A 20,617-nucleotide genomic window follows, 5' to 3' on the forward strand; every position below is an offset into this window, starting at 1 on the left:
CCTGTCACAACACGCCGTGCGATGCCGCGGTTCGTGACAGGGGAGCGGGGGTCAGCCGCGGTCGAGGAAGACGCCGATGCGATCGCCGTCCAGGACGAATTGGAGGGCGCGACCCTCGGGGAGGTCGGCGTCAGGCGCGCCGGGCCCGCGCAGCGGAATGACCGCTGTCGCACGGAACGCGCCCACGGAACACCCGCCCCACACGTTTCCGTCGAATCCCCATGACTCCGGGTTGAACTCGTCGGGGCTGGGGATGAGGGCGGTCTCGACCGCGTTGAAGCAATGCTCGCTGGCGCCTCCCGTGCCGCTTCCGAAGCCGTACGAGGAGACGAAAAGTGTGAGACCTCGGTACTCGTAGACGGGCGCTCCCTCCACCAGCCCGAAGAACCCGTCCGGGATTTGCACGGGAGCGCCGGGCGTGAGCGTTTCGATCTGGGCGGCGCCGTCGGAGGTCGGCACGGGAGCGAAAGCGACCGCGGCGTAGGTGACGCCGGCTGCGAGTGACGCCGCGGCGAGGACGGACGCGATCCACAGCGCTCGGCGCATGCGCGGGCGTCGCCAGAAGGGTGGTGACGGCTCGGCGACGGGCACCGCGCTCGCGGCGGTCGCGGTCGGCGCGGCATCCTCCTCCTCCCGCGGATCGACCGCAGGTTCCTCGACGTCGGCCTCGTGTGGGACCGGGCGCGCGGCGTCTTCGAGCTCGGCGAGACGCTGCTGCGCCGCGGGATCGAGGTGGATGTCGGCGGCCGGCCCGTAGGCGCGGGCGCGCAACGTGCTCAGTTCCTCGTCGACCGGGCGCCCCACAGGAGCATCGTGGCACACCGCCCGTATCGGTTTCCGTCGCGCGCGCAAGGGCGGGCACGTCCGTCGCGCACCGGCGTACCCTCGAACCTCATGAGCACTACCGGGACCATTCCTGCGGACGCCTTCTCGATCAAGAGCCCTTACGGCCGACGAGCGATCGGCCTATCGGTGGCCGCCGCGGTCGGCGGCTTCCTCTTCGGATTCGACTCGTCCGTCATCAACGGCGCGGTCGACTCCATCGAGTCGAACTTCGACCTGAACAGCGTCCTCACCGGCTTCGTCGTCGCCGTCGCCCTGCTCGGCTGCGCCGTCGGCGCGGTGCTGGCAGGCGGTCTCTCCGACCGCTGGGGGCGCCTGAAGACGATGATGCTCGGCGCCGTCATGTTCCTGGTGTCGTCCATCGGATCGGGCCTGACCTTCAGCGTCCCCGACCTCATCGTGTGGCGTGTGATCGGCGGTATCGGCATCGGCATCGCCTCGGTCGTCGCCCCCGCCTACATCGCCGAGATCGCGCCGCGGCAGATCCGCGGCAGCCTCGCGTCGCTGCAGCAGCTGGCGATCACGCTCGGCATCTTCGCCGCGCTCCTCTCCGACGCCGTGCTCGCGAACACCGCCGGCGGCGCGTCGGAGCAGCTGTGGCTCGGCCTCGAGGCGTGGCGCTGGATGTTCCTCGTCGGCATCGTCCCGGCGGCGGTCTACGGCATCCTCGCCTTCACCATGCCCGAATCTCCGCGCTACCTCCTCGCGAAGGGGCGCAACAACGAGGCCCGCGAGATCTTCGCGCGACTCGTGCCCGAAGCCGACCTCGACAAGTCCGTCAACGAGATCCGGGGCGCCATCGACGAGGACCGCAAGACCAAGGGCGCCTCGCTACGCGGCCCGGTCCTCGGCCTGCAGGGCATCGTCTGGGTCGGCATCATCCTGTCGACGTTCCAGCAGTTCGTCGGCATCAACGTGATCTTCTACTACTCGACCACCCTCTGGAAGGCGGTCGGCTTCGACGAGAGCAACTCGCTGCTCATCAGCGTGATCACCTCGGTCACCAACGTCGTCGTGACCCTCATCGCGATCTGGCTCGTCGACCGTGTCGGCCGCAAGCCGATCCTGCTGACCGGTTCGGTGCTCATGACCCTGTCGCTCGCGGCCATGGCGCTCGCGTTCGCCTTCGCGGTCACCGTCGACGGCGAGGTCTCGCTGCCCGGCGCGTGGGGGCCGGTCGCGCTCATCGCGGCGAACCTGTTCGTCGTCGGATTCGGCGCCTCGTGGGGCCCGCTCGTGTGGGTGCTGCTCGGCGAGATCTTCCCCAGCCGCATCCGCGGCAAGGCCCTCGGCGTCGCCGCCGGCGCGCAGTGGATCGCGAACTTCCTCATCACGGTGTCGTTCCCCGCGATGTCGAGCTGGTCGCTGCCCCTCACCTACGGCATGTACGCGCTGTTCGCGGCTCTGTCGTTCGTCTACGTCGCCTGGCGCGTGCCCGAGACGAAGGGCATGGAGCTCGAGCAGACCGAGACGCTGTTCGTCCGCAAGGCGAAGGGCTGACCCGCGCGCTCCCCTGTCACAACGTGCGGCGCCCCGCGGCGTGTCGCGACAGGGGAGCGCGGGCGGGGTGCCGCGCGACGGCCTGCTCGCAGATGAGTCGCCGTCAGGGGCGGACGGATGCCGCGACCTCGACCACGCGGTCGATCGACTCCTCCTCGCCCACCGACACGCGCACGCCGTCGCAGGCGAAGGGTCGGACCACGAGGTCGGCGGCCTCGAAGGCCGCCGCGACCTCGAGCGAGCGGTCGCCGGCCGGGAGCCAGACGAAGTTGCCCTGCGCGGTCGGCACGTCCCATCCGATCTCACGCAGGCGGTCGACCAGAAGGTCACGCCGCCGCGCCACCACGGCGACGCGCTCGCGCAGGTCGTCCTCGGCGTCGAGGCTCGCGAGCGCGGCGGCCTCGGCCTGCGCCGTGACGGAGAGGGGGATGCCGGCACTGCGGGCGGCATCGAGGATGCGGGGGTGCCCGACGGCGTATCCGATGCGCAGGCCCGCGAGCCCATAGGCCTTCGAGAAGGTGCGGAGGATCACGACGTTGTCGTGCCCGGCGGCGATGACCCGCTCACCCTTGACCGCTGCGGCATCCGTCACGAACTCGACGTACGCCTCATCGAGGACGATCAGCACATCGGAGGGCACGGCGGCGACGAACGCGTCGAAGTCCGCCTGCGTCACGATCGCGCCGGTCGGGTTGTTCGGCGTGCAGACGAAGACGGCGCGCGTGCGGTCGGTGACGGCGGCGGCGAGAGCGGGAAGGTCGACCGCAGCGGCATCCGTCAGCGGGACCATCACGGGGGTGGCGCCGGTGACGGTCACGATGCCCGGGTACGCCTCGAAGGAACGCCACGGCAGGACGATCTCGTCCCCGACGGAGGCGACGGCCTGCGCGAGCTGGTACAGGATCGAGACCGAGCCGGCGGCGATGTGGATGCGGTCGTCGGTGACCCCGAACCGCTCCGCCAGGCGCGCGCGCAGCCGGGCGGCGAGCGCATCGGGGTAGCGGTTGAAGGCGACCGCGTCGCGCACCGCGGCGACGACGCCGGGGAGCGGGTCGAACGGGTTCTCGTTGCTGGAGAGCTTGTAGGCGGTGGCGCCGGCCTGCTTGCCCTGCTTGTAGGCGGGCAGCGCGGCGATCTCGGGACGAACCCGGACGGGGATGTCGGTCACGCGACGAGTCTACGAGCGGGAGCGCCGGCCCGTCCCTCGCCCGCGGACGCACGGCGTGGGAGACTGCGGGCATGCGCTTCATCGTCCGCGTCGTGATCAACGCCTTCGCGATCTGGGTCGTCACCCTCATCGAGCCGCTGCGCGTCGAGGTGACCCCCTTCGAGCCCGGCGAGACGCTGCAGCTCGTGCTGTCGCTGCTGGCCGTGGCGGCGGTCTTCGCGATCGTCAACACCGTCATCGGGACGATCCTGAAGATCGTCGCGTTCCCGCTCTACATCCTGACGCTCGGCCTCATCTCCCTGGTGATCAACGGCTTCCTGTTCTGGCTGACCGGGTGGTTCACCGAGTGGTGGGGCTGGGGTCTGTCGGTCGAGTCGTTCTGGCTCGGCGTCGTCGCGGCCCTGATCATCTCGCTCATCAACTTCGTCTTCGGGATCATCCTGCGTCCGCAGACGAGGCGCTGACACCCTCGGCGGTGTCGTAGACGAACACCTCCACCGACTCCGCCGTGCCGAGCTCGGCGAGGCGGTCGCGCACGGCATCCATCCGCGGGTCGGTCGAGACGTCGAGCATCTCGGACGTCGCGGTGTACTCGTCCATCTGGTGGGAGTTCAACCACGGAAGCGGGTCGACGGTCCGCTCGACGACCATGCTCCCGGGGGCGCCGATCTCGGCGTCATGGCCTCCGCCCGCCAGGAGCGGCACCACGTCGTCCCGGTGCCGGAAGTCGACCTGCAGGGTGTCGGGCCCCACGTCGGCTTGGACGGGGTTGCCGAACCCGACGATCATCGGCACCTCGTACTCCTTCTCGAGCGCGATCCGGCTGGCGATCATGGCGCCCTGGGAGTGCCCGCTGACCATCACCGAATCGCCGGGCTTCGCTCCCGCCGTCTCGAGCGCGATGCGGCTCGCTTCATAGGACGACGACCTCATCCCGTCGTACAGGGCGACGTTCGACGACCAGTCGAACGTGCCGGGATCCTCTCCGAACCGTGTGCCCGAAAGGTACAGCGCGAACCGCCGTCCGCCGCCCGGCATCGTGTACCGCTCGACCCGTATGACGCCCGGCCCGCCGCCGGGCACGCGGCGCGCCACATCGGCGACCGTCGCGGGCGCCGAACCCGGCTGGGACCGCGCCAGCTCGACGGTGGGGCGGGGCGGCGTCCCGAGCAGCCGGCTCCCCTCGGGAAGCGTTCCCGTGCCGCGGTCCCGGATCTCCGCCGCCCCCCAGCGGAGCGCGCCCACCGCGACGGGCGCGAGGCCGGAGGCGAGGGTCGTCCACCACAGTTCGCGCGCGACCGTCGCGAAGGGATCGGGCGCGTCGGCGACGGCCTGCCGCGCGGCCTCGGCCGCAGCGGGAGAGGATGCCTCGAGCTCCGCCACCTTCCGGGTGAGGTCCACCACATCGCCGCGATCGCGCGCATCCCCGTGCCAGGCGATCGCCGCACGCGCCTGCAGCTCGACGATCTCGTACGCGGTCGCCGTGTCGCGGAGTGCGCGCGCGAGCTCCTGCCCCCGCTCGACGACCGCGCCCGCGGCGGTGGTGAGGTACGCGGCGCCCCCGCCGATCGTCGCGGACCCGAGGAGGCGGTCGGCCGCCGTCAGTCCGGCACGGACGGTGTCGGCGTCGGCGACCGCGAGCTCGGTCTGCGCCGCCGCGTTGCGCAGGGTCTCGGTGTCGACGGCGACGACGCGGCCCCCGCGGATCTCGATCTCCGCCATCAGCCCGTCGCCTCGACCCAGTTGCGGTCGCCGTACGCCTGGTCGATCGCCCCCTCGATCGACGTCGACAACCGGGCGAGCTCGCCCTCCCACGCGGCCACCGCCTCGCGGAACGCGTCGGCGGCCTCGGCGCGCCAGTCGACGAGGTGCGCGATCCGCCGGACGTCGGCGAGCAACTCGAGCACCCGATCGTCGGCTTGTCTCAGCAGGGCGATCCCGTCGTCGAGGGCGGCGAGACGCGCCCCCACGGGAGCGCCCCACAGGTACGGGGACGGCGCGAGAACATCGGACATGCGTCGACTGTGCCCCCGGCATCCGCTCTTCGCAGCGCGCCCGGAACGGACGGTGGATGCCGCGCAGCGGACCCGCTCTGTGCAGAAGGCCCGACGATCAGCACAATGGAGGGGTGCCCGAGCCCGATGATGCTTTCCGTGTGCTGTTCGTGTGCACGGGCAACATCTGCCGGTCCCCGATGGCGGAGGTCGTGTTCCGGTGGTTCGCCGATCAGGCGGGCCTCGGCGACCGTGTCGTCTCGACGAGCGCCGGCACAGGGGAATGGCACGTCGGCGAACGAGCCGACAGCCGCACGCTCGAGGCCCTGGAGCGCCGCGGGTACGACGGCACCCGGCACCGCGCGCGGCAGTTCTCCCGCGAGGACTTCGACCGCAACGACCTCGTGATCGCGCTGGACCGCTCGCACGAGCGGATCCTGTCGGAGTGGGCGCGCAGCCCCGCCGACGTCGACAAGCTCGCGCTGCTGCTCAGCTTCGACGCGCGAGCCGACGGGGCCCTCGACGTGCCCGACCCGTACTACGGCGGCCCCACGATGTTCGATGAGGTGCTCGGTATGATCGAGAGCGCCAGCCGGGCGTTGTTCCGGCAGCTCGAACCCGCGCTTCGCCGGTGAGCGCACCCCCACCGAACGGAGTCGCGTGTCCTCCCTGCCCTCGATGTCCCTCAGCCCGCTCGACGGTCGTTACGCCACCGCGGTCGCCCCGCTGGCCGAGTACCTCTCGGAGGCGGGTCTCAACCGGGCCCGCGTCGAGGTCGAGGTCGAGTGGATCATCACGCTGACCGACCGCGGCCTGTTCGGATCGTCCGCGCTCACCGATGAGCAGAAGGATTCGCTGCGCAGCCTCTACCGCGACTTCGGCGACGACGACATCGCCTGGCTCGCCGAGAAGGAGGCCGTCACCCGGCACGACGTGAAGGCGATCGAGTACCTCGTCCGCGACCGCCTGTCGTCGCTCGGGCTCGACGCCATCGCCGAGCTCACCCACTTCGCGTGCACGAGCGAGGACATCAACTCCGCCTCGTACGCCCTCACCGTCCAGCGCGCCGTCGAGCGGGTCTGGCTGCCCAAGCTGCGCGCGGTCATCGCCTCGCTGACGCAGCTGGCCGAAGAGCACCGGGATGCCGTCATGCTCTCGCGCACGCACGGTCAGCCCGCGACGCCCTCGACCATGGGCAAGGAGCTCGCCGTCTTCGCGTGGCGCCTGCAGCGGGTCGCCGGCCAGATCGAAGGCGGCGAGTACCTCGCAAAGTTCTCGGGGGCGACCGGAACCTGGTCGGCGCACCTCGCCGCCGAGCCCGACGTCGACTGGCCCGCCCTCTCGCGCGGCTTCATCGAGGGCCTCGGCATCGGGTTCAACGAGCTGACGACCCAGATCGAGTCGCACGACTGGCAGGTCGAGCTGTACGACCGCGTGCGCCACGCAGGCGGCATCCTGCACAACCTGGCCACCGACGTGTGGACCTACATCTCCATGGGCTTCTTCGCGCAGATCCCCGTCGCGGGTGCAACCGGCTCGTCGACGATGCCGCACAAGATCAACCCGATTCGGTTCGAGAACGCCGAGGCGAACCTCGAGATCTCGGGCGGCCTGTTCGGGACGCTCGCGCAGACGCTCGTCACGTCGCGCCAGCAGCGCGACCTCACCGACTCGACGACGCAGCGCAACATCGGCGTCGCCTTCGGCCACTCGCTGCTCGCGCTCGACAACCTGCAGCGCGGGCTCACCGAGATCTCGCTGTCGCGCGACGTGCTGCTGGCCGACCTCGACGCGAACTGGGAGGTCCTCGCCGAGGCGATCCAGACCGTCGTGCGCGCCGAGATCGTCGCCGGCCGCTCGCAGATCACCGACCCGTACGCCCTGCTGAAGGACCTCACCCGCGGTCGGCGCGTCGGCGCTCCGGAGCTCGCCGAGTTCGTGAACGGCCTCGACATCGGGGATGCCGCGAAGCAGCGCTTGCTCGCGCTCACCCCCGCCGGCTACGCGGGTCTCGCCGACCGACTCGTCGACCTGCTGCGCTGAGCGCGGGCGCGCGGTGCGGCGCGCGCGGGTCAGTGCGGGGAGCGCGGGCCGCGGCCGGCGTCGCCGGGGGCGTCCGGAGCGGCGTCGTCCTCCGGGTCGAGGAGCAGGCCGCGGTCGACCTGCTTGCCGACCTGCGCGGGGTCGACGACCAGCAGCGACAGCGCCATGATCACGAGCGTCGCGATGAAGGTGACCCCGGCGACGATCGCGGCGACGCCCCAGGCGCGCAGGTGCTGGTCGACGTCGCTGGTGGGACGCTGATCCTGCAGCACCCCCATCGAGACGAGGGTCACGATCCCGGCGAACAGGGCCGCGAGCAGCGCGAAGCCGAGCAGCTGGACCGGGCGCATCAGGTCGCGTCGGGTCGGGTTCTTGTCGGTCATGAGCGGCCTCCAGCGGCATCCGTGTCGGCCGTCTCCACCGCGGGGACCGCAGCGGGACGAGGTGAGAACGCGGCGATCCCCAGATACACCGCGACGATGGCCGCGTAGGCGCCGAACACACCGACGCCGATCGTGATCCCGGTCAACGTGAAGGACTGCTGAGCCTGGTCGATGTAGTAATCGAGCGAGTAGCCGCGCGGGATGAACAGCAGCGCGACACCCAGCACGATCGTGAGGGCGCCGACGAAGACGGACTCGCGCGCGGCGGGTGCGCCCCGGCGGCGGCCGACGATGCCGATCACGAGCTCCGCGACACCGGCCGCGAGCGCCCAGACGAGGACCACCGTGAAGTATCCGTCGACGGTGCGCGCGACGGGCAGGGTCGCGATCATGCCCGCGACGAGGGTCAGGATGCCGAGGAGCACCGCCTGCCAGCGCTCACCCGCGCGGAACACGAGCCACGCCGACAGGATCAGGATGAGTGCGGTGGCCACGGCGAACCCGCTGAAGACGGCTCCGCCGACCTGCGCGGAGTGATCGACCGAGAACGTGATCATGACCGCCGCGATCGCCGCGAAGAGGGCGCGCCCCATCTGCAGGTGGCGCACCTCGAAGGCACGGGGGGCGGCGTCAGGCACAGGCTGTCTCTCGGGGACGGGGACGGGATGCCCCCAGTTTAGGTCGTCCGCCCGGTTCCGGCCTCCGGAGCGGCAGGATGCGGTTGACTGAGCGCATGTCCCCGCGCCGCCGCTCCGCCGCCTCGACCGCCGGGCTCGGCCTCGCCGCAGCCCTCGCTCTGGCGGGCTGCGCGGCGCCCGAGCAGCCGACCGCCGAGCAGCCGACCGCCGCGTCGCCGACGCCGACCGTCACCCCCACGGCCACGCCCACCCCCACGCCGACACCGACGCCGACGCCCACCCCGGTGACGCCGCGCACCGTCGCGACGGGGCTCGAGGCTCCCTGGTCCCTGGCTGTGCACCGGGACACCGTGTTCGTGAGTGAACGCGACAGCGCCCGCATCCTCGAGGTCGCGGCGGACGGTGCGACGCGTGTCGTCGCGACGGTCGAGGGCGTGGTGCACAGCGACGAGGGCGGTCTGCTGGGTCTCGCGATCGACGGCGACGACCTGTTCGTCTACTCGACCGCCCGCGACGGCAACCGGGTGCAGCGCTACCCGATCACGGGCTCGGCGGGATCCTTCGGTCTCGGCGAACCGGAGTCGGTCATCGACGGGATGCCGGCGGGCACCCACCACAACGGTGGGCGCATCGCGTTCGGTCCCGACGGGATGCTCTACATCGCGAACGGCGACACGAGCGACGAACCCGCCTCGCAGGACCCCGGTTCGCTCGCGGGCAAGATCCTGCGGATCGCGCCCGACGGCAGCATCCCGTCGGACAACCCCGACCCCGACTCCCCCGTCTACAGCCTCGGTCACCGCAACGTGCAGGGCTTCGCGTGGGCGGACGACGGCACGATGTTCGCGAGCGAGTTCGGCCGCAACTACCGCGACGAGCTGAACATCATCGAGCCCGGCGGCAACTACGGCTGGCCGTACGTCGAGGGCACCGGCGGCGAGGCGGACGGGTTCATCGATCCCGTGCAGACGTGGCCGACGGATGCCGCCAGCCCGAGCGGCATCGCCGTCGTGAACGACACGATCGTCATCGCGAACCTGCGCGGCCGCGTGCTCCGCGCCGTTCCCGTCGCGGATCCGTCGACGTCGACCGACCTCACCACCGAGTTCGGCCGGCTCCGCGACGTGACCGTCGGCCCCGACGGCACGCTGTTCGTCCTCACGAACAACACCGACGGGCGGGGGTCGCCCCGCGAGGGCGACGACCGGATCGTCAGTCTCGCGGCGCCGCAGCCCTGACGAGTTCGCGGATGCGCTGCTCCACGGCATCCGTCATCTCGATCACCGCGAACGAGACCGGCCACATCGGACCGTCGTCGAGCTGCGCGGTCTCATCGAAGCTGACCGTTCCGTAACGGGTGTTGAACTTGGATGCCGGCTGCCAGAAGACGACGACCTTGCCGTCCTTCGCATAGGCCGGGAAGCCGTAGAACGTCTTCGGGTTGAGGTGGGGCGCCTCTTCGAGGACGATGACGTGCACCCGCTCGGCGATGATGCGATCGGTGCCCTCGAGCGCCTCGATCGCGTCGAGGCAGGCCTGGTTCTCCTTCTCGATCTTGGCGAGGCCCTTCAGGCCCTTCATCGCCTTGAGCTCATCGGCACGCTGCTTCATCGCGGCCTTCTCGGCGTCGCTGAAGCCGGCTCCCCCGCTGGTCTTGCCTGCCATGGTGGTTCCCTCCCGCGTGTGATGTCGATGTTGCCACTCGCGGGCTCGCGGGGCGAGGGTGGCGGTTCCGGGGACGCGTTTCGTCGGGTGGGATGCCGCGCGGCGGCAGATCGGGTCCCCGGAGCGGGGTCAGAGCGCGCGGTAGCTTCGCCCGTGCGGATGCGTGAGTGCGACGGGCTCGCCGTCGACCGCCAGCACGAATCGGTGCCGCTCCCCAGGCGGCACCATCCGCTCGAACTCGGGGAACACGCCGAGCCCCTCGTTCGAGAGCCACACGGCATCCGTATCGGCCATCGTCCGCCGGAACCGGTCGCGGTCTTCGGGGCTCAGGTACGCGAGCACCGCCGTGTGGAAGACGACGAGCGTCGCATCGCGAGGGGCGGATGCCGCGGCATCCGCGATCAGGTCGTTCAGGTCGCCGGCGCGGATCGGGGCGGGATCGGATGCCGCGATGCGCGCCGCGGCGGCGAGGCGAGCCCGGCGGTCGTCGTGCTCGGGCCACACGAGCGCGTCGAGCCAGGCGAGGGTGTCGGGGTCGGCCGGGTCGAGCGGGTTCAGGTCGATGCCGGCGCGCCACGCCACCTCGGGCAGGCGGGTCGGGGGTGCCGCGTTCTCGATGCGGCAGTCGACGACGACGTCGGTCGGGGTCGTCGGCTCGATAGCGGTGACGGCGCCGTCGTCCGCGGTGTAGCGGTACGCGTACCGGTCGGGGTGGAGGCAGAGCCCCGCCGACGCGCCGACCTCGAGCAGGGCGAGCGGTCCCGGGATGCGGACCAGCTGCGGCAGCAGCACGGCGCAGCGGGCGGCCTCGTTCGTCTGCGTCGCGTGGGTCAGCGCGACCTCGCGAATGTGCGGCCAGCGCGAGATCGCGTGACCACGGGCATCCGTCCACGACGTGATCGGCACACCGGCGACGCGCATCGCGGCGAAGACGAGGTTCGCCTGCCGCTTGGCCCGCGGGAGCTCGTCGATCAGCGCGAGCATGTCGCCGTCGTCCGCGATCCCGAGCGCCCAGTCCTCGTACGTCGCCGATGATCCGGCCGCTTCGCGCGCGCCGAAGGTGCGGTAGTGCTCGGCCGTCGGCGAATCCGCCGCGACGCCCCACGAGGGAAGGTCGGTCATGGCGCGAGCGTAGCGCGCGGCGAGGTCCCGATCGGGCCGGGTATGTCGCGACCTTTCCCGGCCGAAATGGGACGTCGACGGATGCCGCGGCGCGGCCTACTCGGCGAGGAAGGCCAGCGCCGCCTCTCGGAAGACGCGGGAACCCGGTGCGTTGAAGTGGTGACGGTCCGGAATCTCGACGAACCGGCCCTGCGGGGTCGCGGCGGCGAGCGACTTCGATCCCTCGATGATGCCGTCCTTCGTGCCCGTCGCGAACAGCACCGGCTGGCCGGGCGCCTTGCCGGGGTCGGGGTCTACGGTGCCCGTCGCGCGCATGCCGCGGGCGATCGCGAGTAGCGCGCGCAGGTCGTTGCCGGGCACCCGCTCGGTGAGGGTGATGTAGTTGTGGGTCACGGCATCCGTCACCGGCTCACCCTCGTCGACGTACGCCTGCACCTGGTCGAGATCGAGACGACCGAGCGGCACGCCGTCGGGCACACCGCCGAGGACGACGCGCGGGATGCGGGGCTCCAGGTCGCGGGCGACCTCCCACCCGACGCGGGCGCCGAGCGAGTACCCGACGTACAGCGCCTCGTCGACGAGGTAGGTGTCGAGCACGGCCTCGAGGTCGGTCACCATCGTCCGCAGCGCGTAGGCACGCGACTCATGCGGCTTGTCGCTCGCGCCGTGTCCGCGCTGGTCGACGGCGAGCACGCGGTACCCCGCGCGCAGCAGGTCGCGCACCCACCCCGTGTTCACCCAGTTGTCGCGGGCGCTCGAGGCGAAACCGTGCACGAGGATGACCGTCGGGGCATCCGCCGGTCCCCACTCGTACGTCGCGATGCGGTAGCCGTCCCCCACCATCACGAATTGCGGGTCGGGGGTCTCGGTCAGCGCGGGGAACACGGTGGTCACCCCACGATCATGCACCCCACAGGTTTCGCTCAGGTATCGCTTGCGCCGAAGCGTTCGCTCGAGACGAGCTCCTCCGCGACACGGCGCAGTGCGAGCAGCAGCGGTTCGACGAGGACCGTCCCGAGGACGACGTAACGCACCGCGTCTCCTGCGGACGCCGTGGGGATCGCGTCGATCTCGGCCTCGACCATCTGACGGATGCCGGCGAGGTACGCCGTCATGGTGGTCTCGGGGACGGCGAAACCGCCCCTTTCGATGCCGTCGAGAGCTCGCGCGACGCCCGCGATCTGTTGCGGACCGCACACGTCGGGATCCCATCCCCATCGCCGGATCAATGCCTGTGCCGCGGTCAGATCGAGGTCGCCGTCGATCGGAGGCGACACCGCCGCGTGCGCCATACCCAGCAGGTGGCTCGGGTTCTCGGGGGGATCGTCGAGCGCCTCGATCACCTGGCGGGCGGCGGCGATGCCCACTCCCGCATCGACGAGCGCGCGGATCAGCCGGAGCCGTTCGACATGGGCCGCGCCGTAGACGGCCTGCGTCGCCGACGTGCGTTCGCCCTCGGGCAGCAGCCGCTCGCGCAGGTAGTACTTGATCGTCGCCACCGGGACACCCGTCTCGGCGGACAGTTCCGAGATCCGCATCGATTCCCCCTTGACTTCGATAGTACGGCTATCCATTCTAGATAGTGACACTATCGAAAGGCTCGCCATGACGCGCATGACCCATACGCATGAGGGAGAACTCGTCGTCTTCCACCTCGGCATGACCATCCGGAAGTGGTGGCGGCCCGACCTTTGGATGCCTGTCTCCGCCGCCATGCCGCGGATGATGGCCGAGCTCCTCGGCGACCCCGACTCGGGCCTCCTCGGCTCGACGATGCTCCTCGGCAGGCGGGGGCCGTACCTCGTGCAGTACTGGTGGTCGATCGACAAGCTGTACGCGTACGCCTCCGCCCCCGCACAGGAACACCGACCGGCGTGGACCCGCTTCAACCGGCTCGCCCGCAAGCACCCCGGAGCCATCGGCGTCTGGCACGAGACCTACCGGGTCGCGGCGGCCGAGTCGGTCTACGTGGACACACCCGCGATGGGCCTCGGCGCGGCGACAGGACTCGTCGAGATCGGCCGTCACCACGACCGGGCGCGCGCACGCCTCGACGACGGCGCGACCCGGGCTCACAGCTGACGCGAGCGAGGTCCCGATCGAGCCGGGAACGGCGGTGCGACACCCGGCCGGATCGAGACCTCGGCGTCAGCGTTTGCGGGCGAGGCGGCGCGACGTGCCGGCGCGGCGGCGCAGCGCTCGGCGCATCCGCGACGTGGGCTTCGGCAGCGGCACCGGCTGCGTCACGACCGTCTCAACCGTCATCGAGCCGTCGACCGGTCCGATGACGGCGATCGGCGTGGTCGGGGTGATGGTCATCGGCGCCATCGGCATCGTCGCGAGCATCCGGTGCGCGCGGATGTACGCCGGGATCAGGATGATCGCCGCCGAGATCCACGCGAGCGGGTTCGACCAGGCGACGCCGATGAACCCGAACAGCGCACCCAGCAGGATCGCCGCCGCCGCACGCGCGACGAGCTCGACGACACCCGTCACCGTCGGGATCACGGCGTTGCCGAGTCCCTGCAGCGCACCCCGCGTGACGAACAGGATGCCGAGGGCGGTGTAGCTGAACCCGTTGATGACGAGCATCGAGACCGCGAGGTGCACGACGTCGTCGGCGCCGTCCCCGACGAAGATGCGGACGATCGGGCCGCCGAGCGAGATGAGCAGGATGCCGAGGGCCACCGCCGCTCCGACGGCGATCCACGTCGCCTGCACGACGCCGCGCCGGATGCGGTCGGGGCGCCCCGCGCCGTAGTTCTGCGCGACGTACATCGAGACCGCGAGCGACATCGACTGCAGCAAGGCGACCGCGAGGCCGTCGACACGGGATGCCGCAGTGTACGCCGCGATCGCCTCGCCGCCGAGCGTGTTGAGCGCGACCTGCACGGTCAGCGCACCGATCGCGATGATCGACGCCTGGAAGCCCATCGGCAGACCGAGACGCAGGTGCGCGACGATGTCGGCGCGGGTGATGCACCAGTCCTCGCGCTTCAGGTGCAGCTCGGGGATGCGGCGGCGCACGAACTCGAGGCACAGGAGCACCGAGACACCCTGCGCGACGACGGTCGCGAGAGCCGCGCCGGCGACACCGAGGCCGAGCCACGCGATCGCGGCGATCACGAGCACGACGTTCAGGGCGCACGCGACGATGAGGAAGACGAGCGGGGTCCGGGAGTCGCCGATCGCGCGGATGACGGCGGACAAGAAGTTGAAGAACATGAGCGCCCCGGCACCGAGAAAGCTCACCTGGGCGAAGACGGTCGCGTCCGCGAGCAGCTCGGGCGGCGTCTGCAGCGCCACGAGTGCGGGCTCGGCGAGCAGCGGCGCGCCGACGGTCAGGATGACCGTCGTGATGCCGCTGAGGACGGCGCCGGTGGCGACGGAGCGGCGGACACCGGCGGCATCCATCGCTCCGTAGGCCTGCGCCGTCGGGATCGCGAACCCGGACGTGAGACCCCACGCGAAACCGAGCAGCAGGAACAGCAGGCTGCCGGTCGCTCCCACGGCGGCGAGCGCGTCGACGCCGAGCAGCCGACCCACGACGATCGTGTCGGCGAAGTGGTACAGCTGCTGCACCACATTGCCGATCATGAGCGGCAGGGTGAAAAGAAGGATGACGCGCCAGGGGCGGCCCGTCGTGAGAGAGGTGGCCATGCGGGCTTTCGGGATTTCGAATCGATTCGAGGTCGATCGATTGTATCGAGCCCTCCCTGAGAGATGTAAGGGGGGTCCACGAAAAAAGGGGCGCCGATTCCTCGGCGCCCCTCCTTGGTGAACGGGTCAGAACGTGGCGGTGTCCGGGTCGGCGCCGACGCGCTGGCCGCGGTCGAGCGCGTTGATGGCCTCGACCTGCTCCGACGTCAGCTCGAAGCCGAACACGTCGAAGTTCGTGCGGATGCGCTCGGGCGTCGACGACTTCGGGAAGACGATGAGGCCCTCCTGCAGGTGCCAGCGGATGACGACCTGCGCCGGGCTCACACCGTGGGCCTCGGCGGCATCCGCCACCGCCTTCTCGCCGAACAGGTCGTACTTGCCCTGGCCCAGCGGGCCCCACGATTCGGTGTGGATGCCCTTCGGCTCCTGGAACGCGCGGAGCTCGCGCTGCGCGAACGCCGGGTGCAGCTCGATCTGGTTGACCGCCGGCACGGTCTCGGTCTCGTCGAGCAGGCGCTGCAGGTGCGGCTGGTGGAAGTTCGAGACGCCGATGGAGCGGGTCAGGCCGTCGGCCTGGAAGGTCTCGAACTGCTGCCACGTCTCGACGTAGCGGTCCTTGTCGGGGCGCGGCCAGTGGATCAGGTACAGGTCCACGTAGTCGAGCCCGAGCTTCTGGAGGCTCGCCTCGATTGCGGGACGCGCGGTGTCGCGGCCCTGCTCGGAGTTCCACAGCTTCGTGGTGATGAACAGTTCGTCGCGCGGGATGCCGGAGGCCGCGATCGCGCGGCCGACACCCTCTTCGTTGCCGTACACCGCCGCCGTGTCGATGTGGCGGTAGCCGGCTTCGAGGGCGACGCTGACGATGCGCTCGGCCTCGGCGGGATCGACCTGGAAGACGCCGAAGCCCAGCTGGGGGATGGTGTGTCCGTCGTTGAGTGTGAGAGTGGGAACGGTCATGGGCTTCACTTTTCCACCGCCGGGTTCGTCTCCGGCACGGGTTGACGAAACGTTGCGGATGCGGCATCCGGTCCGTGCGTTCGCGGGGTCGCGCACGCGGGCGATTCGTCCATTCAGATGACTGGATCTCGGCTAGCACCAACTCCCGACGGGGGCAATGGCTCGAATGAATGGCTCGGGAGGCGCACGATGAGGCCATGTCGCACCCCATTCCGCTGACGGACACCGAGCTGTCGGATCTGCTGGCCCGCACGGCCACCGGTGACGCGGACGCCTTCGCGCGGCTCTACGACGCGACCTGCGCGAGCGCCTACACGCTCGCGACCCACATCCTGCGCAGCGAGCAGCCGGCGCAGCGCGTGCTGCGGGAGGTCTACGTGCACGTGTGGGAACACGCCGCGGAGGCGGAGGCGCGGCATCCGCGGGCCTGGGTCCTGCTGCTCACCCACCGTCACGCGATCGCGCACCGGCGCACCCTCGATGCGCAGGCGGAGGCCGTGTCGCGGGAACGGCTGGGCGACATGAGCCTCGAGCAGCAGCGGGTCATCGCGCTCGCCTACTTCGGCGGCTACAGCCAGACCGAGATCGCCGCCTTGACGGGAGAGACCCTCAGCGCGGTGCGCTCCCTCACCCGCGGCGCGCTCGATCAGCTGCAGGCCGCGGCGCGCGTCGTGACCTCGCCCATCACGCTGCCGCGCGTCTCCGGCGCCGTCGCGTAGCGGCCCCGGGGCTCGGCGCTCGCCTGTCACGACCTGCGGCGCCGGGCGGCGTGTTGTGACAGGGGAAGGTGCGCGGGGGGCGGGGCCCGGCGCTCGCCTGTCACGAACTGCGGCGCCGCGCGGCGTGTTGCGACAGGGGAACGGGGGCGGGGTCACACCGCGGCGGCCATCGCGCGGCCCGCGACGCGGCCCGAGAAGATGCAGCCGCCGAGGAAGGTCCCCTCGAGCGCGCGGTAGCCGTGCACGCCGCCGCCGCCGAAGCCGCTCGCCTCGCCGGCGGCGTAGAGCCCGGGGATCGGCTCGCCCGAGGCGGCGAGCGCGCGGCCCGACAGGTCGGTCTCGATCCCGCCGAGACTCTTGCGCGTGATGATGTGCAGCTTCACCGCGATGAGGCGACCGGCCCGGGGATCGGCGATCGGACCGGGCGTCGCGACGCGCAGCAGCTTGTCGCCGCGGTAACGTCGCGCCTGCCGCACGGCCGTGACCTGCGCGTCTTTCGTGAACGGGTTCGTCATCTCGCGGTCGCGCGCCTCGAGTTCGAGCCGCACGCGGTCGACGTCGAGCAGAGCGGATGCCGCCCGCATCCGCTCGAGCAACTGCGGAACCGTGTCGGCGACGATGAAGTCCGCCCCGCGCTCGGTGAACGCCTCGACCGGCGCGGTCGCCCGGCCGCGCTTCAGCCGCTGCGCGAGCAGCTTCACATCCTTGCCGGTGAGGTCGGGGTTCTGCTCGCTGCCCGACAGGGCGAACTCCTTCTGCAGGATCGCCTGGTTGAGCACGAACCAGCTGTGGTCGTGGCCGGTCGCGACGATGTGCTCGAGGGTGCCGATCGTGTCGAAGCCGGGGAACAGCGGCGTGGGCAGGCGGTGACCGGTGGCATCCAGCCACAGCGACGACGGCCCGGGGAGGATCCGGATGCCGTGGCGCGGCCACACCGGGCTGTGGTTCTGGATGCCCTCGACGTAGTGCCACATCCGGTCGCCGTTGATGAGGTGCGCGCCCGCCTCGGCGGCGACCCCCAGCATCCGTCCGTCGACGTGCGCGGGGACGCCCGAGAGCATCGTCTCGGGCGCGCGTCCCATGCGCGCGGGCCACTGCGCCCGGACGAGGTCGTGGTTGCCGCCGATGCCGCCGCTCGAGACGAGCACGGCCCCGGCCCGGAATGTGAACGCGCCCGTCTCGTCGCGGTTGCTCGGGGCGCCGCGCTCGGCGTCGTCGGGCGCGAGCTCGACGCCGCTGACACCCACGACCGCGCCGCCCTCGACCTCGAGACGGTCGACGCGGTGGCGAAACGCGATGCGCGCCCGGCCTGCCGCGACCCCCGCGAGCACCCGGCGCACGAACGGCTCGAGCACGCCCGGACCGGTGCCCCACGTGATGTGGAACCGCGGCACCGAGTTGCCGTGCGCGGTCGCCCGGTCGCCGCCGCGCTCGGCCCAGCCCACGACAGGGAAGAAGCGGATGCCGCGTTGCCGCAGCCACGCCCGTTTCTCACCGGCCGCGAACGCGAGGTACGCCTCGGCCCACGCGCGCGGCCAGCGGTCCTCGGGCCGGTCGAAGCCGGCCGAGCCGAACCAGTCCTGCCGCGCGAGCTCGAGCGAGTCCTTCACCCCGAGGCGGCGTTGCTCCGGCGAGTCGACGAGGAAGAGTCCGCCGAACGACCACCACGCCTGGCCGCCGAAGCTCGCTTCGGGCTCCTGCTCGACGATCAGCACGCGCTTGCCCGCGTCGAGCAGCTCGGATGCGGCGATCAGCCCGGCGAGCCCCGCTCCGACGACGATCGCGTCTGCGGCATCCGTTGTCATGCGTACGTCCCCTTCGACGATCCCGTCGACGCCGACGGGTGCTGAAGCGACTCTAAGCGGATGCGGCGCGCTCGGCGCGACGGCGGCGGTGTCGGCGCACCGCGACGACCACGGTCACGACCACGATGACCGCGGAGACCACGGCCCACGGCCAGATGTCCACGCGCAGACCGGCGTACGACGCGGTGTACGACTCGCAGAAGGACTTCTCCGGATCGGGCGAGTCGAGGCAGCGTCCGAAACCGAAGATCGGGGCGAGGAAGATCGTCGCGAGGAGCAGCGCGGCGGCGCCCCACAGCACCGCCCGCATCGGAGATCCCGCACCCATGGGGTGATCCGACCACATCGGAGGGTGTTCGCGCCAGGGTTCGCGCACGGATGCACGACCGGCGGTGCGGGTGCTCAGTGCGCGTCGCGGCGAGGCGACGCCTGTCCCACCGGTCGTGCAGATGTCTCGCTACAGGCTGAAACCGCCGTCGCTCGTGAGCACCTGCCCGACGATCCATGCGCCCTCGGCGGTCGACAGCCAGCCGATGAGGGCCGCGGGGTCGCTGGGCACGCCGACGCGGCCGAACGCGGTCGTGCGCAGCCATTCGTCGAGGCCCGAGGTGTCGCGGTCGGCGCTGTCGGGGTCCATGTACCCGGTGTTCACCGGCCCCGGGTTGATGGTGTTGAGGACGATGCCGAGATCGAGGAGGTCTGCGGCGACGGTGCGGGTGACCCCCGCCAGCGCCGCCTTGCTCGTCGCGTAAGCGACCTCGCCGCGCATCGCGCCGTGGCCCTGCCCCGAAGTCATCCAGAAGACGCGCCCGGTCGGCTCGGCGTAGGGCTTCGAACCCTCGACCGCGTCGCCCGGACGGCGCTGACCGGACTGCGGCGGCGCGAGGCGGCGGGCGAACTCCGCCGTCAGCAACAGCGTCGACCGGGTGTTGATGTCCCAGAAAGCGTCGAGCCGGTCGGCGGTCATGTCGAGGATGCTGCCGTCGTCGCCGCTCTTCGCGTGGTTGCAGACGAGGATGTCGAGGCGTCCGGTGAGCGCGGAAGCGGCGTCGATGAGAGCCGGGATCGCCGCGGCATCCGTCAGATCCGTCTCGACGTCGCCGAAGCGCGCGTCGCCGACGAGGGCCGAGCGGATGCCGGTGCGCACCGCGTCAAGATCGTCGCCGCCCCACGGCTGCGCGAGGTCGTGGGGGCGCCAGTGCTGGATGAACACGCTCGCGCCGAGCTGCGCGAGCCGTGTCGCCACGGCGAACCCGATCCCGCGCCGGCGCGAGACGCCGGTGACGAGGGCGGTCTTCCCGGCGAGGGGCGCGGTCATCGGTGCGGCCTCACGGTGAGGGACTGCACGACCGAGCCGACGACGCCGCGCTCGTCGTGCAGGACGGTGTGCGTCATCCCGAGCCCCGTCGCGCCGAACGTGACGGTCGTGTCGAAGCCGATCCAGCCGTCCTCGGGGGCGCGGACGAGGTGGAGTGTCAGGTCGAGGTTCGGGAACGCGACCTCGCGCGGGTCGACGCGCGGGGTCACGCCGTTCGCGATGTCGATGAGCGACACGAGGCGCGCCGTCGTCGAGACCGGCTCGCCCTCGAGCAGCGGCACGGCGGGCAGGATCCAGGTCCAGGCGCGACCCGGCTCCTCCTGCCGGCGGCGCACCTCGCCGACCGTCGCGATGAACTCGCCGGGCCACGCCGACGACGGGTCGACGCGCTCGATCGCGTCGCGGGGCGGCATCGCCGGGTGCGCGGAGCCGGCGAGCGCCTCGGTGTCGCGCGTGTGCAGGAGCCAGGCCCGTGCCGAGAGCGCGGGGCGCCCGCCCTGCGCGAGCGTCGCCTCGACGAGCTCGATGCTGCGACCGGGGCGCAGCACGCGGCACGTCACCTCGACCTCGTCGATCGGGATGACCCCGAGGATGTCGACCGACAGGCGCGAGAGCTGCATGGGCTGCGGGCTGCGCGCCGCATGGTCGACCTCGATGGCGTGCGCGAGCAGTCCGATCGGCGGGGCGACGTGCTGCTCGGTGACGTTCCACGCGCCGCCCGTGAAGGCGGTGGGCTGGAACCGGGTCTCGTTCACACCTTCGGAAGCGAGGCGTTCGAAGTAGGCGGGCACGAGATGGGATG

Annotated in this window: 23 protein-coding genes; 7 read left to right on the forward strand and 16 right to left on the reverse strand. The window is 71.3% G+C overall.

Features of this window, described 5'->3' with window-relative positions; genetic code table 11:
• Positions 1–51: 51 nt before the first annotated feature.
• Positions 52–804, reverse strand: coding sequence for a hypothetical protein (locus AYL44_RS07755; RefSeq protein WP_064002704.1), 753 nt, complete (start codon positions 802–804; stop codon positions 52–54).
• Positions 805–894: 90 nt separating this feature from the next.
• On the opposite strand from AYL44_RS07755, the gene AYL44_RS07760 reads away from it, so the two are divergent.
• A complete protein-coding gene (locus AYL44_RS07760) occupies positions 895–2,343 on the forward strand; it encodes a sugar porter family MFS transporter (protein WP_064002705.1) in 1,449 nt (482 codons plus the stop codon).
• 103 nt (positions 2,344–2,446) lie between these two features.
• Here AYL44_RS07760 and AYL44_RS07765 read toward each other — a convergent pair whose 3' ends face one another.
• Positions 2,447–3,511, reverse strand: a complete 1,065-nt coding sequence (locus AYL44_RS07765; protein WP_064002706.1) for a histidinol-phosphate transaminase — start codon at positions 3,509–3,511, stop codon at positions 2,447–2,449.
• A gap of 71 nt (positions 3,512–3,582) precedes the next feature.
• On the opposite strand from AYL44_RS07765, the gene AYL44_RS07770 reads away from it, so the two are divergent.
• The gene (locus tag AYL44_RS07770; protein ID WP_064002707.1) at positions 3,583–3,975 is read left to right on the forward strand and encodes a phage holin family protein; all 393 of its coding nucleotides are present in this window, start codon (positions 3,583–3,585) and stop codon (positions 3,973–3,975) included.
• On the opposite strand, the gene AYL44_RS07775 is transcribed toward AYL44_RS07770, so the two are convergent.
• Both AYL44_RS07775 and AYL44_RS07780 read right to left on the reverse strand, forming a co-directional pair.
• Positions 3,947–5,233 (reverse strand): hypothetical protein, encoded by a 1,287-nt coding sequence (locus tag AYL44_RS07775; RefSeq protein WP_064002708.1) that lies wholly within the window; start codon positions 5,231–5,233, stop codon positions 3,947–3,949. The genes AYL44_RS07770 and AYL44_RS07775 overlap by 29 nt on opposite strands.
• On the reverse strand, positions 5,233–5,526 hold the full coding sequence (locus tag AYL44_RS07780) for a hypothetical protein (RefSeq protein WP_064002709.1): 294 nt from the start codon (positions 5,524–5,526) through the stop codon (positions 5,233–5,235). Before AYL44_RS07780 ends, AYL44_RS07775 begins: the two co-directional genes overlap by 1 nt.
• 179 nt (positions 5,527–5,705) lie before the next feature.
• On the opposite strand from AYL44_RS07780, the gene AYL44_RS07785 reads away from it, so the two are divergent.
• A complete protein-coding gene (locus AYL44_RS07785; protein ID WP_231872761.1) occupies positions 5,706–6,140 on the forward strand; it encodes a low molecular weight protein-tyrosine-phosphatase in 435 nt (144 codons plus the stop codon).
• A gap of 25 nt (positions 6,141–6,165) precedes the next feature.
• The gene (gene purB, locus AYL44_RS07790; protein ID WP_064002710.1) at positions 6,166–7,548 is read left to right on the forward strand and encodes an adenylosuccinate lyase; all 1,383 of its coding nucleotides are present in this window, start codon (positions 6,166–6,168) and stop codon (positions 7,546–7,548) included.
• A gap of 29 nt (positions 7,549–7,577) precedes the next feature.
• On the opposite strand, the gene AYL44_RS07795 is transcribed toward purB, so the two are convergent.
• Together AYL44_RS07795 and AYL44_RS07800 are read right to left on the reverse strand one after the other, a co-directional pair.
• Positions 7,578–7,931 carry a hypothetical protein gene (locus AYL44_RS07795; RefSeq protein ID WP_064002711.1) on the reverse strand — a complete coding sequence of 118 codons (354 nt, stop codon included), beginning with the start codon at positions 7,929–7,931 and terminating at the stop codon, positions 7,578–7,580.
• Positions 7,928–8,569, reverse strand: coding sequence for a hypothetical protein (locus tag AYL44_RS07800; RefSeq protein ID WP_064002712.1), 642 nt, complete (start codon positions 8,567–8,569; stop codon positions 7,928–7,930). The genes AYL44_RS07795 and AYL44_RS07800 overlap by 4 nt, the downstream gene beginning before the upstream one ends.
• Positions 8,570–8,664: 95 nt before the next feature.
• Here AYL44_RS07800 and AYL44_RS07805 point away from each other — a divergent pair, with 95 nt between their 5' ends.
• On the forward strand, positions 8,665–9,807 hold the full coding sequence (locus AYL44_RS07805; RefSeq protein WP_064002713.1) for a PQQ-dependent sugar dehydrogenase: 1,143 nt from the start codon (positions 8,665–8,667) through the stop codon (positions 9,805–9,807).
• Here AYL44_RS07805 and AYL44_RS07810 read toward each other — a convergent pair.
• From AYL44_RS07810 to AYL44_RS07825, 4 genes are all read right to left on the reverse strand, one after another.
• Positions 9,782–10,234: an iron chaperone gene (locus AYL44_RS07810; protein WP_064002714.1), complete on the reverse strand. Its 453-nt coding sequence runs from the start codon at positions 10,232–10,234 to the stop codon at positions 9,782–9,784. The genes AYL44_RS07805 and AYL44_RS07810 overlap by 26 nt on opposite strands.
• Positions 10,235–10,363: 129 nt before the next feature.
• Positions 10,364–11,356 (reverse strand): DUF2332 domain-containing protein, encoded by a 993-nt coding sequence (locus AYL44_RS07815; RefSeq protein WP_064002715.1) that lies wholly within the window; start codon positions 11,354–11,356, stop codon positions 10,364–10,366.
• Positions 11,357–11,452: 96 nt separating this feature from the next.
• Positions 11,453–12,250, reverse strand: coding sequence for an alpha/beta fold hydrolase (locus AYL44_RS07820; RefSeq protein WP_064002716.1), 798 nt, complete (start codon positions 12,248–12,250; stop codon positions 11,453–11,455).
• A gap of 29 nt (positions 12,251–12,279) precedes the next feature.
• Entirely contained in the window at positions 12,280–12,894 is a 615-nt protein-coding gene (locus AYL44_RS07825) for a MerR family transcriptional regulator (RefSeq protein WP_064002717.1), read from the reverse strand.
• Between the two features lie 67 nt (positions 12,895–12,961).
• Here AYL44_RS07825 and AYL44_RS07830 point away from each other — a divergent pair, with 67 nt between their 5' ends.
• Positions 12,962–13,438 (forward strand): DUF4188 domain-containing protein, encoded by a 477-nt coding sequence (locus AYL44_RS07830; protein WP_064002718.1) that lies wholly within the window; start codon positions 12,962–12,964, stop codon positions 13,436–13,438.
• Positions 13,439–13,504: 66 nt separating this feature from the next.
• On the opposite strand, the gene AYL44_RS07835 is transcribed toward AYL44_RS07830, so the two are convergent.
• Complete coding sequence (locus tag AYL44_RS07835; protein ID WP_064002719.1) at positions 13,505–15,016, reverse strand: MATE family efflux transporter; 1,512 nt, start codon at positions 15,014–15,016, stop codon at positions 13,505–13,507.
• A gap of 126 nt (positions 15,017–15,142) precedes the next feature.
• Positions 15,143–15,973, reverse strand: coding sequence for an aldo/keto reductase (locus tag AYL44_RS07840; protein ID WP_064002720.1), 831 nt, complete (start codon positions 15,971–15,973; stop codon positions 15,143–15,145).
• Positions 15,974–16,170: 197 nt separating this feature from the next.
• On the opposite strand from AYL44_RS07840, the gene AYL44_RS07845 reads away from it, so the two are divergent.
• Positions 16,171–16,692 (forward strand): sigma factor-like helix-turn-helix DNA-binding protein, encoded by a 522-nt coding sequence (locus tag AYL44_RS07845; RefSeq protein ID WP_064002721.1) that lies wholly within the window; start codon positions 16,171–16,173, stop codon positions 16,690–16,692.
• 152 nt (positions 16,693–16,844) lie between these two features.
• On the opposite strand, the gene AYL44_RS07850 is transcribed toward AYL44_RS07845, so the two are convergent.
• The 4 genes from AYL44_RS07850 to AYL44_RS07865 all read right to left on the reverse strand — a co-directional run bounded on the left by AYL44_RS07850 (position 16,845) and on the right by AYL44_RS07865 (position 20,606).
• Positions 16,845–18,497 (reverse strand): FAD-binding dehydrogenase, encoded by a 1,653-nt coding sequence (locus tag AYL44_RS07850; RefSeq protein ID WP_064002722.1) that lies wholly within the window; start codon positions 18,495–18,497, stop codon positions 16,845–16,847.
• A gap of 52 nt (positions 18,498–18,549) precedes the next feature.
• Positions 18,550–18,825 (reverse strand): hypothetical protein, encoded by a 276-nt coding sequence (locus AYL44_RS07855; RefSeq protein WP_064002723.1) that lies wholly within the window; start codon positions 18,823–18,825, stop codon positions 18,550–18,552.
• 129 nt (positions 18,826–18,954) lie between these two features.
• Positions 18,955–19,815 (reverse strand): SDR family oxidoreductase, encoded by an 861-nt coding sequence (locus tag AYL44_RS07860; RefSeq protein WP_064002724.1) that lies wholly within the window; start codon positions 19,813–19,815, stop codon positions 18,955–18,957.
• Positions 19,812–20,606, reverse strand: a complete 795-nt coding sequence (locus AYL44_RS07865; RefSeq protein ID WP_064002725.1) for a thioesterase family protein — start codon at positions 20,604–20,606, stop codon at positions 19,812–19,814. Before AYL44_RS07865 ends, AYL44_RS07860 begins: the two co-directional genes overlap by 4 nt.
• Positions 20,607–20,617: the final 11 nt, after the last annotated feature.

Source organism: Microbacterium oleivorans (assembly GCF_001644225.1).
In the GTDB taxonomy this organism is placed as follows: Bacteria; Actinomycetota; Actinomycetes; order Actinomycetales; family Microbacteriaceae; genus Microbacterium; species Microbacterium gawkjiense.

Coding starts and splice junctions, on each gene's coding strand:
- AYL44_RS07760 (WP_064002705.1), top strand. CDS start 895: ATGAGCACTACCGGGACCATTCCTGCGGACGCCTTCTCGATCAAGAGC.
- AYL44_RS07855 (WP_064002723.1), bottom strand. CDS start 18,825: ATGGGTGCGGGATCTCCGATGCGGGCGGTGCTGTGGGGCGCCGCCGCG.
- AYL44_RS07795 (WP_064002711.1), bottom strand. CDS start 7,931: ATGACCGACAAGAACCCGACCCGACGCGACCTGATGCGCCCGGTCCAG.
- AYL44_RS07830 (WP_064002718.1), top strand. CDS start 12,962: ATGACGCGCATGACCCATACGCATGAGGGAGAACTCGTCGTCTTCCAC.
- AYL44_RS07805 (WP_064002713.1), top strand. CDS start 8,665: ATGTCCCCGCGCCGCCGCTCCGCCGCCTCGACCGCCGGGCTCGGCCTC.
- AYL44_RS07780 (WP_064002709.1), bottom strand. CDS start 5,526: ATGTCCGATGTTCTCGCGCCGTCCCCGTACCTGTGGGGCGCTCCCGTG.
- AYL44_RS07825 (WP_064002717.1), bottom strand. CDS start 12,894: ATGCGGATCTCGGAACTGTCCGCCGAGACGGGTGTCCCGGTGGCGACG.
- AYL44_RS07785 (WP_231872761.1), top strand. CDS start 5,706: ATGGCGGAGGTCGTGTTCCGGTGGTTCGCCGATCAGGCGGGCCTCGGC.
- AYL44_RS07845 (WP_064002721.1), top strand. CDS start 16,171: ATGTCGCACCCCATTCCGCTGACGGACACCGAGCTGTCGGATCTGCTG.
- AYL44_RS07850 (WP_064002722.1), bottom strand. CDS start 18,497: ATGACAACGGATGCCGCAGACGCGATCGTCGTCGGAGCGGGGCTCGCC.
- AYL44_RS07810 (WP_064002714.1), bottom strand. CDS start 10,234: ATGGCAGGCAAGACCAGCGGGGGAGCCGGCTTCAGCGACGCCGAGAAG.
- AYL44_RS07770 (WP_064002707.1), top strand. CDS start 3,583: ATGCGCTTCATCGTCCGCGTCGTGATCAACGCCTTCGCGATCTGGGTC.
- AYL44_RS07835 (WP_064002719.1), bottom strand. CDS start 15,016: ATGGCCACCTCTCTCACGACGGGCCGCCCCTGGCGCGTCATCCTTCTT.
- AYL44_RS07775 (WP_064002708.1), bottom strand. CDS start 5,233: ATGGCGGAGATCGAGATCCGCGGGGGCCGCGTCGTCGCCGTCGACACC.
- AYL44_RS07860 (WP_064002724.1), bottom strand. CDS start 19,815: ATGACCGCGCCCCTCGCCGGGAAGACCGCCCTCGTCACCGGCGTCTCG.
- AYL44_RS07815 (WP_064002715.1), bottom strand. CDS start 11,356: ATGACCGACCTTCCCTCGTGGGGCGTCGCGGCGGATTCGCCGACGGCC.
- AYL44_RS07840 (WP_064002720.1), bottom strand. CDS start 15,973: ATGACCGTTCCCACTCTCACACTCAACGACGGACACACCATCCCCCAG.